Source organism: Bacillus sp. FSL K6-6038 (genome assembly GCF_038050455.1).
GTDB lineage: Bacteria > Bacillota > Bacilli > Bacillales > Bacillaceae_G > Bacillus_A > Bacillus_A pseudomycoides.
In genome coordinates this window covers 1-16,447 of the sequence record NZ_JBBOUH010000003.1, presented here as the reverse complement: position 1 = coordinate 16,447, position 16,447 = coordinate 1, and the positions used below count along the sequence as shown (strand labels likewise).

The following is a 16,447-nucleotide window of genomic DNA, read 5'->3' as shown; positions in this document are numbered from 1 at the left end:
TGGTTGTTTAACTATAACAAAAATGGTTATAAAGATAACAAATTTGGTTTTAATTATAACAAAAATGGTTATAAAGATAACAAATTTGGTTATCTAACTATAACAAAAATGGTTACAAAGATAAGGGATTTGATTTTCTGAATATAACAAATTTAACCATGCGTTGTATAACTACTTTTGCTACAGTTAAATGAGTCCTATTACTTTTAAGAACTTTACACAATTACTTTATGTAGAATTGAATATTTCAAGGATTTAGAGCGGAAGATTTATTCTGAAGATTAGCAAAAAATAAATTATAACAAAAGTAATATGTTTGTTATAATTTAACAGTCAAGGCAGTAAGGAAAGGACGTATGTAGATATGTCTACAAATCAAGGTTTGCAGATTAAAGAAAGTAATATTGTTTCCAAATCTAATACTTTAATTGAAGCAAATTCACGTTTGAATTTAGTTGAACAAAAGCTATTACTTTGTTTGGCTAGTAACATTGAACCAAATGATCGAGATTTTAAAACATATACATTTCCAATTAGAAAATTTCATAATTTACTTGGATTAAGTGGGTCTACTAAATACACTGAGTTGAGCAAAATCACAAAGGAATTATTATCAAAAGTAATTGAAATTCGGATAGGAGAAGAGCTAATACAGGTATCTTGGCTTTCTTCAGCGATTTATAATAGAAATAAAGGAACGATTGATATGCGTTTTGATCCTTTATTAAAACCATTTTTATTAGAATTAAGTAGCAAATTTACGAGTTATAGACTGGCGAATATTGTTAAATTGAAGAGTACATATGCTATACGTATTTACGAATTATTAAAGCAATATGAAAATCTTAAAGAACGCACAATTAGCCTTGAAAACTTAAGATATTACTTAGATGCAATGGATATATATCCTAACTATGCAAATTTTAAGCAACGCGTATTGAAACCTACACAAAAGGAATTGAATCAGAAAACAGATATTTCTTTTGATTTTGAAGAAATTAAATCAGGTAGAAAAGTGCAAAAGATTAGATTCATTATACGTGGCCAAAAAAAGAACGATTCAGACCTAGTTCGTTTTGAAAAAAAATTAGATCAATTTCAACAGCCAAACACATTCGAGCAAAAAATCAAACGTTTTGAGGAACGGTGTAAAGAAAAAATATACCCTAAAGTATTAGAAAAATGGAAAACGTATGAGGATTTTGTATTAGAGATAATTGATGATATACGCTTTCGTTCAGATATAGATTCACCAATTGGTTATGTCGAATATATGCTTAACTCACGCTTAAAAGAACTGTCAGATGATGAAGTTTCAAAAACGCATATTCAAATTGATAAAGAAATTTCCAATAACGCTTTATTAGAGATTGATAATATCATAGATACAATCATTGCTAAATATTCAACATCTACAGGAACTGTAGCTACATTTTTAGTCAAGGATACAGCTATTAACAAGTTAACGAAAATAGTTACACTCGGTGAGGCTGAAGAGATTTGGGTAGACAGAGAAGAATTTGTTATGGATAAAATTTATGAATACATAAAACGAAATAGAAGAAAAAAAAGATATTAAGAAGATAAATATTTAAAAAAAGTAAAACAAGTACAGTTTGCCTTTTACTTACAATTACATTTTCTTTTGCACGTATGCATTGAACTACAAAAAGAACCAGCTTACAACTGGTTCTTTTTGTAGTTCAATTAAAGCAATTTCAAATTCTTCTGGCTCACCGGAATAAGAACGATATTCTTTCTCTGCAGATTCGAATACATTTGGATTAAAACGAGCAAGAGCGGCAAGTTCAGTTTTTATAACTGCTAACTTTATTTTCAATTCTTGAACTACTCGCCACTTAACGTCCTTACGGACTGTTTGAAGTGGGAGATTCCTAAGTACAGAGTTCTATCGAACTCTAATGGATTAGGCTATCCCCGTAGTTCCTACGGTTAAGATACGAATTGCTTCGTTTCTAAGATTGAGTGCTGCATTCCGATCCCTATCGTGATGTGTGCCACAAGAAGGGCAATTCCACTCACGAATTGTTAGATTTTTAACATCTTTGTTTTTGTATCCACAATTGGAACATAACTGATTAGAAGCAAATGTTTTAGATACCACAACAACTTGCTTGCCATACCATTTCGCTTTATATTCCAACATAGTTCGAAATTGTGACCAAGATACTTCACTAATCGCTTTTGCAAGCTTTCCATTTTTGAGCATGTTACTGACTTGTAAGTCCTCCATACCGATGACATCGTGGTTTTTGATGATTTCAGTAGAGAGTTTATGTAAGTAATCAGCTCTTGCATTTGCAATATGTTCATGGATTCGTGCAACTTTTACACGTTGTTTATTCCAGTTCGAAGAACCTTTTGTTCTTTTGGAAAGGATACGCTGTGCTCTCGCTAACTTTTCTTCTAATATACGGAAGAATTTAGGGTTCTTGTATGTTGCGCCATCAGAAAGAGTAGCAAAATCTTTTAATCCAACATCAATTCCACAATTGGATTCAGTTTTAGGCATTTCTTGTACGTTTGTTTCGACAAGAACAGATACAAAGTATCTATCATTTGGGTTGTGTCGAATCGTTGCATTTAAAATACGACCTTCTACTTCACGACTTTTGGCAAAGCGAACAAGGCCAAGTTTAGGTAATTTCATTTTGTTGCCTACAATTGCAATATTTTCGTTCGTTTGCTTGGTTGTGTATGACTGAACTTTATTCTTTTTAGACTTGAATCGTGGAATATCATTCTGTTTCTTGAAAAAACGTGAAAAAGCATCTGCGAGGTTTTTTAATGTGGATTGAAGGGCAATACTATCGACTTCTTTTAACCAAATCGTATCCTGTTTCTTTTTTAATTGAGTTAGCTCGGCAGAGCAAGAAAATGGTTAAATACAAAGTGACTGCACCCAATCGTTTTAGCCATTAATATTTCTTGTTTCTTACTCGGATAGATACGAAATTTATATGCCTTATTTATTAACATGGGTTGCACCTCACTTTTTGGTATGATACCTAAAGTATACTAAAAAACGTAGGCTTACGCCTACCGCCATTCATCTCCCACCTAAAATTGGTGTTTCACACCTTCGCATTTTTGAGGAAGGAGTCTTCTGTCGGAACATGATAAAAAAGTGCCCTATTAATTTAGGAATCTTTTTTTGAAAGTAAACTTTTAAATATTTGTTTACATTCATTTCTCCTTAAATATTGACTTCACCCCAACTCCCCTGATATCATCAAAATTAGAAAGAAAAGTATACATTCAAAACAATATAAATAAAGAGGTACAGAAACACATGAACCAAAAAACACATCTCATTGATGTCCAACCCATCCGAAGTAAAGATCAGATTGAAGATATGAAATGGGCTCTTAAACGTCACTGTTCAGAAAGAGACTACATCTTATTCACGATTGGGATCAATACAGGTCTACGAGTAAGTGATCTACTTCAATTAGAGACTCATATGATTTTAAAATTAAAACGAAAACGTAGAAAAGAATTAAAAGTAAAAGAGGGAAAAACGAAGAAAGAACGGATTATTAATCTTACTTCTATTTTTGACGAAGTATATCAATACGCCCAAACAGTAGAAAATACCTGGTTATTCCCTTCACGTAAAGGAAATCAACCCATTAGTAAAATCCAAGCCTATCGACAATTGCAAAAAGCCGGTGATTTTGCCGATGTAGAATCTATCGGAACTCACACAATGCGCAAAACATTCGGCTATTGGTTCTATAAACAAACAAAAGATGTCGCTATGTTACAAGATATACTCAATCACAGTACACCACAAATTACACTCAAATATATTGGTATCAATAAAGAAGAAAAAGATAATATCTTAGATACATTTCAAATTTAAAAAATAAACCACTACCTATTCATATGTAGTGGATAAAATACATGGAATATATATAAGTAAGGAATTCATTCATACCTATAATAACAAAATAACATAATCGTAAAAAGGGAATGCTTGTATACTAATCTATACTGCATTCCCTTATTGTAATTGTATGTCCACTATATTTCTATTCTTCCTTTTCTAAAATTAATAAACTGGCACCAAATTTCTTGGTTTTCACCCCTTTCTGTATTCACTCCATTGTAATGTAAACTCCGCATTAAATGTCCAATCTATTAGCTGTCCCCCCTCTGTAAACCATAATAACTTTTACAATAATTATCCCAACTGTCATAAAAACAATAATTAAATTTTTACAAAAGAAAACAACTTGGATAAAAACAGGTTGTTTTCTTTTGTAGGGTACAACAAAGAAAGAGTGGAGGATTCAATACACAAACATGTCAATCAAATGGAGTAAATCGACCGATAAGACTAAACATTCTGAAAATTTAATCGCTAAGGGCTTTTGTTTACTCTTTCCTTGTTGTTATGAGTTTAGCATTAAAAATAAAATAAATCAACAAAAAAATACAAAATTCTGATAAATTCGACATTTTTCCGAAAGAAAATTGCCTTACCCTCACTTAACTGTAATAAAATAAAAAAAGGAATCAACTCATAAAATAATGAATCAGTTCCTTTTTTATAATGTATGTAGAGTTTCATAATAGTAAAAAACAATATAATATTTCTTTCTATCCTGTCCATAGTATTAGCCCCACCTACGCTAAATACCCTGATAGCCACTCGTGCCATCCAACCCATTATCACTATAACAGAAAGCGCTTTCATTGTAAAGAATTCCCTAATTATTTGGGGTTGATTGTCATTTCATTACCATCAGACTATAACCTAAATAAAAACAAAAAAACTTTTTTCTAATAAAACCCATACAAATGATCCATATATTGAGTACACTTCCAATACATGAATCATTTGTATGGGTTTTATTAAGAATAACTCTGAAAAAATTATATTACATAAATGCTTTTAATAAAGTTGCTACTAAAGGAAGTACTCCACCTAAGAAGGTTAAAACTGCTGTTGCAATTGCCATAATGATCACTCCTTATATTTTTCTGAATATTTAATTATTTATATTGTATTTTGAAATAACAAAATTAGCAACTCTTTTTAATATGCAATATTGCATCAAAACAACACATAAATTTATTTAATAATATATTATGTTTTTTAGTTTTTATTTTCCTTATTCATCTGTTTAACAAAAAGTAATTTAATACTTAAGAACAAAACTCAAAAGAAAAAGAATCCCTTATTTCTTTTGGGATTCTTTTTCTTTTTTAAACATTGCTCACACAAATGATCTGCACATCAATTCTTCTTTGATATACAGATCATTTGTATGATAATTTTTATAAATAATTGCGGAATAATGAACTTACATTACTGCTTTTAAAAGCTCTTGTACGAATGGAATGATTCCACCTATAAATTTTAAAACTGCCATTGCGATTTTCATATTGCTTCCTCCTTCATTATAGTAAGCGCTTTCAAAAATAGCGATACTTTTTTGAAATATAATATTTTATATCATAGAACCCAATGTTTTACGTAAATAAAAGTATACTTAAAAAACAACATTTTAATAGCAAGGGAATACTTGTATGCTGATCTGTACTGCATTCCCTTATTGTATGTATGCTATATTTCTATTTTTCTTTTTCCGACATTAGAACTCATTTCCAAATCCCTTAAGTTATGACACTAATTACTTGGATTTTTCCCTTTTCTAGGGGCCCGTCCTACACTTTCGCAGCATAAACGTATAGGACTCAGTGGATTACTTCCAAAATTGATACCATTTCTTTTCATTACTTGCCGCAACTATCTGTTTTACCTCTTGAAGCTCTCGCATAACAGTCATAACGGCTTGATCACGATCAATAACCTGTTGTTTTTCTATAGCACTGGAATAATCTAATAATTTCTGTTGTGATTCCAATAAACTTGTTAGTTTAGTTATTTGTTCATTTTGATTCTGTAGTTGTTTTTGTTGTAACTCCACTGTATCTTTTAATTCTTTCAGTAATACTTTCAAATCATCAGATCCAGGAGTTATAACAGTCATATCTGTATTCTTAACTGTTAATCCTTCCTCTTCTAAAAGAAGTTTACAAGCATCCTCTAGTGTAACTTGCGGCATACTTTTTAATTCTACTAATCTTTGTAACAACCTAACATCATAATCATCAAAAATAACCCGTTCTCGTTCACCTCTTTTAAAGGCATAACAGTTATAACCCTCAATTAATAAGTAGTATTTTTTAACCGTAGAAGGTGATACTTTTAACCTCTTTTCAACTTGGGATACATTTTCATAAATTATAGGAGCCATAAATAGTCATAACCTCCTTTTTAATATCCCAAATTCGTTATAACAGTTATAACTCCTCTATCTTAACACTTTAAATAAACTTTAAATCCAATCTACCCTTTCCATAGCCTAGTTCTCTATGCATAATATTCATTGTATCCTATACTTGCTGATAGATAACTTTAAACTCTTGACTAATCACATAGTCCGCGCATTTTCCTGGCTCATGATTTTTCAGTATATAAGCCAAGACTTTCTGTCCTCGCTCATGGGATTCCCCTAATAACTCTTTAATGACGAAACATATAAAACGCTTTGGTGATTATAGGATTGATTTACAAAACATACCGCAATCAATAGAAAAGAGTATACCTGTATAAAAATTAAATTAATCATTTTATTGGAATTAAATCCAATCTAGGACCCATTTTTACATGTATCTCAGCTGAACCCCCTTATAAAGTACAGTTTCTCACATAATTTCACGTACTATATTTAATTGAGAAAACAAAACTCAGAAATAGAAGAAATTCTAACAAACCCAAACAATATAAAACACCTAAAAATCCAACTACAGCAGACCGATACAAACCGTAGCACACAGATATAATAGATATATGTATTGGCAGAGTGGACAAAGTAAAATTAACCGGTATTAAGTACGATTATGTTTGTAGGACTCGTATTCTTTTTCTCATATAATAGCGCCTGTAGACGTTCTGCTGCTTCTGGAACACTTACTTTAATGAAGTGTATATATTTCTCCATTTGTTCCGTTTTATTCTCCATAGCATGGTTAAAAAGCATCGCCAAAGTAGACAGTCCAGTTTGGCTCTGACTGCCTTTACCGATTACATGGATATATATTTGTTTTGATTTCTTTAGTACGCTGTTTAACGTGCTTCTTGGCATTTGTAATGCTTCACACAATTCTTTCTGAGTAAAGTATACAAACCCTTTTTTAGTGTTTTTTTGCATCTTTAAGAAGCCAATGATATCTTGTTCCCATTCATACCAATGACTACGTATACGATCTACACGAGCTTTCTTATGTTTATACCAATACTGTGAAGGTGCAAATGATGAACCCTCTATTTCTCCATCTGACCACGTTTCTAAAATATGTTTAATATACTTTTTGCTGGCTCCTTTGTATTTACCTGAGAAGGCACTTCGAATAGCCTTTTGAATACTCGCATTTTTCAAAGGGCTGTTGAAATTCGTATTAAATTCATCTAATAAGTTATAAGTATCCTCTTCATTCACTTCAGAAGAATAGCATGCTAAGGCAAGCGTAAATACAGCGTTATCACGTCCAATTACACCTTTTCCGCCTCTAATATGACTACATGCTAAAACCTTCTGTATCCATTCCTCTGTAATCTGAGTAGTACAAACTGGTTTATTAGAAAGAACTTTAAATAAACTTCTGTGATGGCCAATATCCTGATCTTTGGACCATTCAATTAAATCAGCTAAATTACATGTGCTCTCTACATCCAGCCATACAATGTTCTCTTCGTTCGGCATACGGAAGAATCCGAAATCATTGCATGTCAAATCAACACCAGGTAACAGATCGTTTAATGCCTGCCTGATGTTCTCACTGATCCGTTTAGCGCTACGAAGACCTAAGTAATCGTTCTTATTTGTGATGTACAATGGCTTGTCCAGGACAAAATAAGCCTGGTACCCTTTCGGACTTTCTAAAATTACCGTAGGCATGCCTAATTGCTTGTCCATAGCTGCTAATATGATTTCTCCAGAAGTAACATCTTTTGTATCGATATCTACAGTGAAACAATTGATTTGTTTTAAATTACGTTCTTCATGACCTTTAATGATTTTTCTGATTCTATCGGTATAAGTACCTACTCTAAATACGTTCGGAGTCCAATGCGTTGCTTGTCCAATATGGTCCAATACAGATTCTTGTGACGTTAATACTATCCCTTTTGTGCCATATTCATGAGTTAAATCTTCTTTTGTACGCGTAATGAATACAAATCGGTCATTCATTTTGCTACTAGTATCCTGGGAGTCTAACATAGCAATGCTAGCTCTAGAATTCTTGTATTTATATTTTCGTAGTCCGTTATGTAAAATTAGTTCAATTGCTTGCTGTGCTTTATCCATGTTAGATCCCCTTTCTACTAGATTTTTGACAATAAAAAAAGGTGAGCAGTTATAACACTGCTCACCTTGAAAATTCCCTAAAAAGTATATAAAAACAGAATTTCTCCATATTTAAACGTAATTTTTGCGTACTTAAATTAGAGTTTCTATCTTTACAATCCAGCACTAATTAACTATACTAAATACAGATATTTTTATATCTCAAATAGCCTAGCTAACTAGAACGGGCGGAGAATTTTACATACTGATTGTGCAGTGTGTAAATGGAATACAAGATGTTGTCAGCAAATTGTATTCACCGGAGAAGTAAAGTTATTGTCAGTAACTCTACTTTTTCTGTCAGATTGAGACCTGAGAAATCTCGATTAGACAGCCGTTCTTTTTTTATTTGTTTTTTATTTATCTCATCGACTCTTAATGAGTCCTTTATGTAAATTATCAAATTAAATCATATTTTGTTGAAAACTTGTTGTGTATTACGTTACAACAAGTTTTTTTGTTTGTAAATACAGAATTGACAACTAAAAACTACGCATAAGTAGAAATGTAGAACTACGAAAAAGTGTAAATTTCTACTTTTCTACCTTGAATCGAAATTAAGTATACTCTTTCTAACTTATGCATAAGTAGAAATGTATACTTCGACACTCATATTTATAACCGTTATCTTCATTAAAAATGCAATTAACCCTTAATTACCAATGTATAGAGAATTTTTTAAAAACTACGTATAAGTAGAAATGTATACTTTTCTACCTGCTAAATCCCCCATTCTATAAACTACGTATAAGTAGAAATGTATACTAAAAAATCTTACGCTAAAGTATACTTTTCTACTCTTTCGATAAATCCGTTTAAAAAACATAAACTTTTCTGCGGTATACTGTTGCGAATATTGTATGTAGATGTTACATTTTACTCAAAGGTATACTTATTCGGAGTTTTATGGAGGGATGTCGAAAATGACTAGACAAGCAACTACATATGTAATCGGTAACTTTAAAGGTGGAGTTGGAAAAACAAAAACAGCAACAATGTTAGCTTATGAAGCAGCCACTGTATTTAGTGAGAAATGCCTTTTAGTGGATATGGATCCTCAGGGTAATGCAACAAGAGTTCTTGCCAAAACAGGCGATATTGAACAAATAGACAAGTCTATTACGGATGCATTTTTAAATCAAAATTTAGAGAATGAGATTATCCCAGTAATTGAGAATTTGGACATTGTTCCATCTAATACTTCATTTAGAAAACTATCAAAAATCCTCTTTGATATGTTCCCGGATGATGAACTTGCACAAATTACATATTTAAAAAAATTACTAGAACCATTAAAAGATAAATATGACCGTATTTACATTGATGTACCACCAACAATCAGTGACTACTCGGATAACGCTATGATAGCAGCTGATTATTGTATCATCGTTCTACAGACACAAGAATTATCTTTAGAAGGTGCTCAAACATACATCGCTTATATGCAGTTCCTAGCAGAAACATACGATGCAGACCTACAAGTTTTAGGTATTATCCCAATGATGTTACATCAAGGAAAACGAGTGGATAATAAAGTATTGCAACAAGCTCAGGAAATGTATGGCGGTAACGTCCTAGATACAATCATTAGATATCAAGAACGTCTAAAAGTGTATGACATCGAAGGAATTCATAAAACAGTTAATGTTAGCGGCAATATTGATATGTGGGATGAAAAAGCTCATCAACTATTCATCGATGTTCTTAGCGAGCTTAATGAACATGAAAACTATTTTGCTACTATTAATGCTTAAGGAGGAGGCTCATAATGTCTAAAGCACCATTTCACCCTATAGTCACAAAACCTGGAAACACTTTAAATGACAAAGGTGTACAGATAAAAGGAACAAACGATTTCGGCCGTAATAATGAGCCTGTTAAGAAAAAGGTTATGACTCCTATTATTAATAAAGGAAAAATACCTGCCCCTGAAAAACCAGATCAGCGTTTAGTTCCATCTAAAACAGCTAAAATTTCACCGGCTGTTTTGTTAAAACTAAATACTCTTAAACCATTTATAAAAGAACAAGAAAGCATGGATAAAGCATCGATTAACAGCATCATTGATATGCTTCTTGAAAGCTATGTAAATACTAAGCTAACAACTCGACAGTCTGAAGGTTATAAAGGTATGTACAAGCACCTTTATGAGATGTTAGAGAAGAAATAAAACAAACAGAACGAATATCTTATTGTCTACGCAATGTTTCTTAGCATTTTCCATCCTATTATTATTGGAGATGAATTTCATGGGAGCACTTTCAAGAAATAGTGATATTTTAATCGATTTCGATTTATTTACAGAAAAGTATGGTTGTGTAAAAGTTGATTTTAAACAAAATGAGGGCGAAAGGTATTATTTATATGCATTTCGTAACGATTTATCTGAGTGGGATTTCACTAAAGGTAAATATTACCCACGATGAAGAGAAAGTTAAAGAGATATCCTCGAGAATTTTAACTATATATGTAGGCGAGTTATTCTGTAAAGAATGCTTTAGAAAAAAAGACATTGAAAAGTTATCTAACAAAGATACACGCTATTTTGATCATGGTTTTTGGGACAAGACACCACATCATACTAAGAGATTACTACAAAATGAAATTTTATATTCCATAAATGATATGGACTGGTCCATGGTAAAACATATAACTAACGAGAAACCTTATGTTCTCTTTGGAATATGTTCGGATTCTTGTATTACTCCTGAAGAATTCAAAAATAATGATGTAATTCAAGAACAGATCAGGTTAATGGACGATATATGGGAAGAACTGATAACAGAGGAAATAATGAATGGTCCTGAAACTTTATTAGAAGATATATTGTGCGACCATATAGGAACCATTGAAGAGGGTATGACCTTTATAGAAAGACAATACAGGGTAGGCAATGGAATCATTGACATTATAGCAAAGGATAAAAATGGAACTAAATGTATTATTGAATTAAAAAAGGTTGAAGATGATAAAAGTTTAGTATGGCAATCCGCTTATTATCCATTTTGCTTTGATGAAGACGTTCGAATGATTACAATCGCTCCCAACTACTCAGACAGAATATATAACGCTCTTAAAAATATAAGCAATGTTAAAATGAAGGTTTTTGGTAAGGATGAAAATGGGAAGTTTCAGATAAAAGATTTTGATGATGAAGAATCTGTTCAAGAAATAAAAGATGAAGCGCCAATTATCGTGTGAATGATTAAGCCCTACATATGTAGGGCTTTTTACACACTTACTCTTAAGTAGAAAAGTATATATTTCTACTTTTCTACTCTTGCGTAGTTTATCGCAAACCCTCACCAGAACTTCCACCAAGGCTTTTTCTTCTCTTTTTCAGCTACAACCTCTTCACGATATTCCTGCATTAATTTCTTAGCTTCCTGAATCTCACGTAGTGTTTTCATAAGCGTTTCGTCTCGTGCTTCTAGTCTTTCTTCCACTCGTTCATTATACTGTTCTATGCTTTCTCCGATTCGCTTACTTCTTTGCTCTGCCTGTTCACTTAAACGTTTTTCCATCTCTGACATACTACGATTCATTTCTTGCGCCATAACGTTATATTGTTGTTGCAGCTGTTGTTGAATATAAAATGGGATTAGATCTGTTTCCTCAGATTCTTCTTTAATCAGATCCGGATTAATTTTTTCTAATTGCTGCGTAATCATCTTCGCTGCTTTCTCCAGTGTCATACCGTCATGCTTGTTGAGTTCAATCAACTTCTCAATCACCATAACGTCATGCTCTGTGTATTCACGTCTGCCGCGCTTATCCTTCTTTACTGTGAATCCCTCTCGTTGTAACACTTCCATGTACTTTCTGAGGGTACTATCACTTATTCCTAGCCGTTTGTATACTTCACTAGCAGAATAAACAATTTCGTCCGTCATAGCGTCACAACACCTCCTAAAAACAGAATTCCATGACGCCTTATAAATTCCTGCAAAGAAGTGTACAATGACTTCCTATAAAAAGATATTTGCTATAATTTTATATACAAAAAATCCTTGTAAAAACAAGGATTTTTCAATCATCGTTAAAGGAGTACGGAAACGATTCAGGGAATGAGGTGCCACTCTGGCATTTACTTACAGAACGATTTGAGGAATGCTCTGACATATCTAAGTCTTCCCCATTTAAATTTACAAAAGAAGAGTCCATTATGGATTCTTCTTTTTATATGTTCGTAAAGGTATACTTTATCAATACAAGTTTTTCACCTTATATATTAAAATTAAAATACCCTTTCAAAATATGGCAACTCCTTTCACCAATCGTGGAAGGAGTTTTTTTGGTTCTGGTGCAAAAACGCTAGGAAAATCGCAATGAATCTATAAACCTTGGACATACTGATACTACTAATCTAAAGAGGGTGTGTAATTGGTATGGAAAAGGAAAATGTATTCAAATGGAAGCATTATCAGCCGGATATTAGTTTGTTAACGGTAAGATGGTACCTACGGTACAACCTCAGTTTCCGTGATTTGGTGGAAATGATGGAGGAACGGGGTTTATCCATTTCTCACACAACGATTATGCGTTGGGTTCATCAATATGGTCCCGAATTAGATAAGCGCGTACGACGTCATCTTAAATCAACCAATGATTCTTGGCGAGTCGATGAGACGTATGTGAAAGTCAAAGGTCGATGGATGTACCTATATCGTGCTGTTGATTCGAAAGGAAATACAATCGATTTTTGTTTAAGCAAAACAAGAAATCAGAAGGATGCAAAGCGCTTTTTCAAGAAAGCTTTGCGGTCTTTTCATGTTTCAAAGCCTCGTGTTATAACAGTCGATAAGAATCCAGCTTATCCTATAGCAATTGAACAGCTGAAAAAAGAAAAAAGCATACCTGATGGTATGCAACTTAGACAACAAAAGTACTTGAATAACATAGTAGAGCAAGATCATCGCTTTATAAAGAAGCTAATCCGTTCTATGCTAGGATTCAAATGTTTTGACACAGCTACATCCATTCTTTCTGGAGTAGAAGCCATGCATATGATTGAAAAAGAACAGATTGATTTACGAGACCAGTCTGTCCAAAATCAGAAAGAATTTATCCATCAATTGTTTGGACTTGCAGCATAAGATACGATTCCGTTAGGAATATATGCGCCTTATTCTCTTTTATTTTATTTTTGCACCAGAGCCCATTTTTGTAAGATTAGAGATTACAGGGGTTATTTTTGAATATTTCGTGTATTATGTTTATAATAAATTCTTTCACACAAAGGAGATTATACCTATGTCATTTGAACAAACATTAGAAAAGTATGCTGCTCTTGCAGTAAATGTCGGTGTTAATATTCAGCCTGGACAAATATTATCTATTAATGCGCCACTTGAGGCAGCCCCGTTTGTCCGTCTTGTTACAGAAAAAGCATATAAGTCAGGTGCAAAACATGTATATGTAGATTGGAACGATGAAATCCTCACACGCTTAAAATTTGATTTAGCTCCTGAAGAAGCATTCTCAGAATTCCCTGCTTGGAAGGCGCATGCACGTGAAGAATTAGCAAAAGAAGGCGCTGCATTTATGTCTATCTATGCAGAAAATCCAGATCTATTAAAAGGTGTAGATGCAAAACGAATTGCAAGTGCTCATAAGGTTGCTGGAGAAGCAATGAAAGTATACCGCGATTATTTACAAGCAGATAAAGTAAGTTGGTGCGTTATCTCTGTTCCTACGAAAGAATGGGCAGCAAAGGTGTTCCCTGATGTTACATCAGAAAAGCAAGAAGAAAAGCTATGGGATGCAATTTTCCAAGCAACTCGTGCAAATCTAGAGAATCCTGTGGAAGCATGGAAAAAACATGATGAAACATTACATAAAAAAGTAGATTATTTAAATGAAAAACATTATAAGGCGCTTCATTATACAGGTCCTGGAACAGATTTAACAATTGAACTTCCAGAAAAACATGTATGGGCTGGAGCTAGTAGCTTAAATGAAAAAAATGTACCATTTATGGCTAACATTCCAACAGAAGAAGTATTTACAATGCCATTAAAAACAGGTGTAAATGGACAAGTATCAAGTACAAAACCATTAGCATTTGCAGGTAACATTATCGATAACTTTACACTTACATTTGAAAATGGACGCATTGTAGAATATAAAGCTGATGTTGGTGAAGAAGCATTAAAACATTTAGTTGAGACAGATGAGGGTTCTCATTTCTTAGGAGAGGTTGCATTAGTACCTCATGATTCACCAATTTCTAATACAAATATTTTATTCTATAATACGTTATTTGATGAAAATGCATCTTGCCATTTAGCAATTGGGCATGCTCATGCAACTAACTTAATCGGTGGTAAGACAATGACAAAAGAAGAACTTGCAGAAAATGGGGCAAACTCTAGTATTACACACGAAGACTTTATGATTGGTTCTGCCAAGCTTAATATTGACGGCATTACAGCAGATGGCACACATGAACCAATTTTCCGTAAAGGAAACTGGGCGTTTTAATAATAAGTCACGAAAAAAGTACTGTCTCCTGAAAGAAGGCAGTACTTTTTAAATTTTCTATTCTCTTTAACCCTCACCATTTTACTCCTTTTTATAAAAAACAAAAAATCCGCTTTCAAATGAAATTGGAAATAAAAGTAAGTATATGACCTATTTTTACACGTATCTCGGCTGTACCCCAATATAAAATGTATCGTTTACGCAATAAATTGCTTTGTCACTTTTCATTTTCTATTTCTCAAAAACATGGAATAGTCGTTCTCCGATGAACGCTATTTATTCCACGTTTTCTTGACCACGAGCCTCTAAACCCTCAAACTCCAGAAGGCGATCCCACCGGGCAAAAACCGCCCGATGGGGCCACCTCCAGTAGTTTGCATGAGGGTTCCCCTCATAGTAAAGAAACTTTCGCGGCATAATCGCTCTGTTTCTCTACACAAAAAAAGGGCATATCCCTTTCGGAATCGCCCTTTTACCTTGAAAGTATGTGCCAGTTTATTGTTTTAGCCGGGTGTACACTGGAAAACAGCCCCCTGTCAACTGATATCGGCTTTTTATTTTGCCGAGCGATACCGAAAAACTGCTCCAATCAAGGTATCAAAAATTATAGCACAATGTAGCAAAGATTCACAGAATTCCCCTTGTTTTTGGGTGTGAGGTAGTGACACACCATTTTAATACTACTTAATTCGCATTAAAAACATTTTCTTTTCCCTCAGAATCTAGCAAAATAATTAATTCAATTTCTATTCTCCCAAGAGCATATTCACTCTTAGTAAATATATATCATCTTTATCAATTTCAAAATCTCCTTGTGAAAGAAGATTATCAATTTCCGTTAAATCCTCATTATATTGAGAAATTTCAGCAGATGATAGATTTTTTAAATGTTGTTTTTTAATCTTTTCAATTCTGTTAAGGATATAATTGGGCATAAAACCATGCTTTAAACAGATAAGAGCTAGATTCAAAAATACAGACGTATATTCCACTTTGTCTTTTTTCATAGGAAAAATGGATTCTTCAAAAGTAGCAGCTACAGATTGTTTAACCGTAAAATTTTGTTCATTTCTAAATTCTTCGTAAATTTCCATAGTACATTCTTTAGCTTCAATATAAACTTTTTCATTCATTTTCTCACCTACTTAGTATATATATTCAATGTTGCAGGTAATTCTGTATATAAATCTATCATCTACATAAGAATTAAAAAATGGTTTTTCCTTTATAAGGGTACCGCCACATCGCTATCAAGCTAAGAAAAGCAAATGCCTCAAAATAAGAAGATTGACATTTTGAGGTGAAAATGTACAAACTTTTCGTTTTTGGGGTACTTGAACACCTTAAGTTGATGGACATGTATGGTGAGGCCAATTAGAGAAGTATGATATATTTGAAAAAGCGCCCTGTAAACAGGGCGCTTCACTTTTACCTAATGACTAATATTAGCACTTGGGTATAATGTTGTTCCTCCAACTGAAACTTTAATTTCATTTGTTAATGGAACATTTTGTTCATTA

Annotated in this window: 13 protein-coding genes and 1 pseudogene; 7 read left to right on the top strand and 7 right to left on the bottom strand. The window is 32.9% G+C overall.

Going from position 1 to position 16,447, the window contains the following annotated elements; genetic code table 11:
- Positions 1–364 precede the first annotated feature (364 nt).
- Positions 365–1,579, top strand: coding sequence for a replication initiation protein (locus tag NSQ40_RS28770; protein ID WP_003205023.1), 1,215 nt, complete (start codon positions 365–367; stop codon positions 1,577–1,579).
- Positions 1,580–1,663: 84 nt separating this feature from the next.
- Here the strand turns inward: NSQ40_RS28770 and NSQ40_RS28765 are convergent, their stop codons facing one another.
- Positions 1,664–1,840, bottom strand: coding sequence for a hypothetical protein (locus NSQ40_RS28765; protein WP_003205020.1), 177 nt, complete (start codon positions 1,838–1,840; stop codon positions 1,664–1,666).
- An 87-nt stretch (positions 1,841–1,927) separates the two neighbouring features.
- Positions 1,928–3,000: pseudogene (tnpB, locus tag NSQ40_RS28760) on the bottom strand (IS200/IS605 family element RNA-guided endonuclease TnpB).
- A 313-nt stretch (positions 3,001–3,313) separates the two neighbouring features.
- Here tnpB and NSQ40_RS28755 point away from each other — a divergent pair.
- Positions 3,314–3,886, top strand: coding sequence for a tyrosine-type recombinase/integrase (locus tag NSQ40_RS28755; protein ID WP_033796865.1), 573 nt, complete (start codon positions 3,314–3,316; stop codon positions 3,884–3,886).
- A 546-nt stretch (positions 3,887–4,432) separates the two neighbouring features.
- Here NSQ40_RS28755 and NSQ40_RS28750 read toward each other — a convergent pair.
- From NSQ40_RS28750 to NSQ40_RS28740, 3 genes are all read right to left on the bottom strand, one after another.
- Entirely contained in the window at positions 4,433–4,723 is a 291-nt protein-coding gene (locus tag NSQ40_RS28750) for a hypothetical protein (RefSeq protein ID WP_018768035.1), read from the bottom strand.
- Positions 4,724–5,735: 1,012 nt separating this feature from the next.
- Positions 5,736–6,290 (bottom strand): DUF3967 domain-containing protein, encoded by a 555-nt coding sequence (locus NSQ40_RS28745; RefSeq protein ID WP_258248689.1) that lies wholly within the window; start codon positions 6,288–6,290, stop codon positions 5,736–5,738.
- Between the two features lie 624 nt (positions 6,291–6,914).
- Positions 6,915–8,405 (bottom strand): primase C-terminal domain-containing protein, encoded by a 1,491-nt coding sequence (locus tag NSQ40_RS28740; RefSeq protein WP_003204749.1) that lies wholly within the window; start codon positions 8,403–8,405, stop codon positions 6,915–6,917.
- 962 nt (positions 8,406–9,367) lie between these two features.
- Between NSQ40_RS28740 and NSQ40_RS28735 the strand changes: the two genes are divergently transcribed.
- The 3 genes from NSQ40_RS28735 (at position 9,368) to NSQ40_RS28725 (ending at position 11,645) form a co-directional block, all read left to right on the top strand.
- Entirely contained in the window at positions 9,368–10,198 is an 831-nt protein-coding gene (locus tag NSQ40_RS28735) for a ParA family protein (RefSeq protein ID WP_033796835.1), read from the top strand.
- Between the two features lie 14 nt (positions 10,199–10,212).
- Positions 10,213–10,614 (top strand): hypothetical protein, encoded by a 402-nt coding sequence (locus NSQ40_RS28730; protein ID WP_003204745.1) that lies wholly within the window; start codon positions 10,213–10,215, stop codon positions 10,612–10,614.
- A 170-nt stretch (positions 10,615–10,784) separates the two neighbouring features.
- Positions 10,785–11,645 carry an endonuclease NucS domain-containing protein gene (locus NSQ40_RS28725; protein WP_224796268.1) on the top strand — a complete coding sequence of 287 codons (861 nt, stop codon included), beginning with the start codon at positions 10,785–10,787 and terminating at the stop codon, positions 11,643–11,645.
- A 101-nt stretch (positions 11,646–11,746) separates the two neighbouring features.
- On the opposite strand, the gene NSQ40_RS28720 is transcribed toward NSQ40_RS28725, so the two are convergent.
- Entirely contained in the window at positions 11,747–12,337 is a 591-nt protein-coding gene (locus tag NSQ40_RS28720) for a DUF3967 domain-containing protein (protein ID WP_033796834.1), read from the bottom strand.
- Between the two features lie 495 nt (positions 12,338–12,832).
- On the opposite strand from NSQ40_RS28720, the gene NSQ40_RS28715 reads away from it, so the two are divergent.
- Both NSQ40_RS28715 and NSQ40_RS28710 read left to right on the top strand, forming a co-directional pair.
- Entirely contained in the window at positions 12,833–13,540 is a 708-nt protein-coding gene (locus NSQ40_RS28715; protein WP_097787023.1) for an IS6 family transposase, read from the top strand.
- A 157-nt stretch (positions 13,541–13,697) separates the two neighbouring features.
- Complete coding sequence (locus NSQ40_RS28710) at positions 13,698–14,927, top strand: aminopeptidase (RefSeq protein WP_033796833.1); 1,230 nt, start codon at positions 13,698–13,700, stop codon at positions 14,925–14,927.
- A 746-nt stretch (positions 14,928–15,673) separates the two neighbouring features.
- On the opposite strand, the gene NSQ40_RS28705 is transcribed toward NSQ40_RS28710, so the two are convergent.
- A complete protein-coding gene (locus tag NSQ40_RS28705) occupies positions 15,674–16,060 on the bottom strand; it encodes a hypothetical protein (RefSeq protein WP_098715652.1) in 387 nt (128 codons plus the stop codon).
- Positions 16,061–16,447 lie beyond the last annotated feature (387 nt).

What these genes read in the sequence shown, in the direction of transcription:
- NSQ40_RS28770 (WP_003205023.1), top strand. Translation starts at nt 365, where the DNA reads ATGTCTACAAATCAAGGTTTGCAGATTAAAGAAAGTAATATTGTTTCC.
- NSQ40_RS28755 (WP_033796865.1), top strand. Translation starts at nt 3,314, where the DNA reads ATGAACCAAAAAACACATCTCATTGATGTCCAACCCATCCGAAGTAAA.
- NSQ40_RS28750 (WP_018768035.1), bottom strand. Translation starts at nt 4,723, where the DNA reads ATGAAAGCGCTTTCTGTTATAGTGATAATGGGTTGGATGGCACGAGTG.
- NSQ40_RS28745 (WP_258248689.1), bottom strand. Translation starts at nt 6,290, where the DNA reads ATGGCTCCTATAATTTATGAAAATGTATCCCAAGTTGAAAAGAGGTTA.
- NSQ40_RS28740 (WP_003204749.1), bottom strand. Translation starts at nt 8,405, where the DNA reads ATGGATAAAGCACAGCAAGCAATTGAACTAATTTTACATAACGGACTA.
- NSQ40_RS28735 (WP_033796835.1), top strand. Translation starts at nt 9,368, where the DNA reads ATGACTAGACAAGCAACTACATATGTAATCGGTAACTTTAAAGGTGGA.
- NSQ40_RS28730 (WP_003204745.1), top strand. Translation starts at nt 10,213, where the DNA reads ATGTCTAAAGCACCATTTCACCCTATAGTCACAAAACCTGGAAACACT.
- NSQ40_RS28725 (WP_224796268.1), top strand. Translation starts at nt 10,785, where the DNA reads ATGAGGGCGAAAGGTATTATTTATATGCATTTCGTAACGATTTATCTG.
- NSQ40_RS28720 (WP_033796834.1), bottom strand. Translation starts at nt 12,337, where the DNA reads ATGACGGACGAAATTGTTTATTCTGCTAGTGAAGTATACAAACGGCTA.
- NSQ40_RS28715 (WP_097787023.1), top strand. Translation starts at nt 12,833, where the DNA reads ATGGAAAAGGAAAATGTATTCAAATGGAAGCATTATCAGCCGGATATT.
- NSQ40_RS28710 (WP_033796833.1), top strand. Translation starts at nt 13,698, where the DNA reads ATGTCATTTGAACAAACATTAGAAAAGTATGCTGCTCTTGCAGTAAAT.
- NSQ40_RS28705 (WP_098715652.1), bottom strand. Translation starts at nt 16,060, where the DNA reads ATGAATGAAAAAGTTTATATTGAAGCTAAAGAATGTACTATGGAAATT.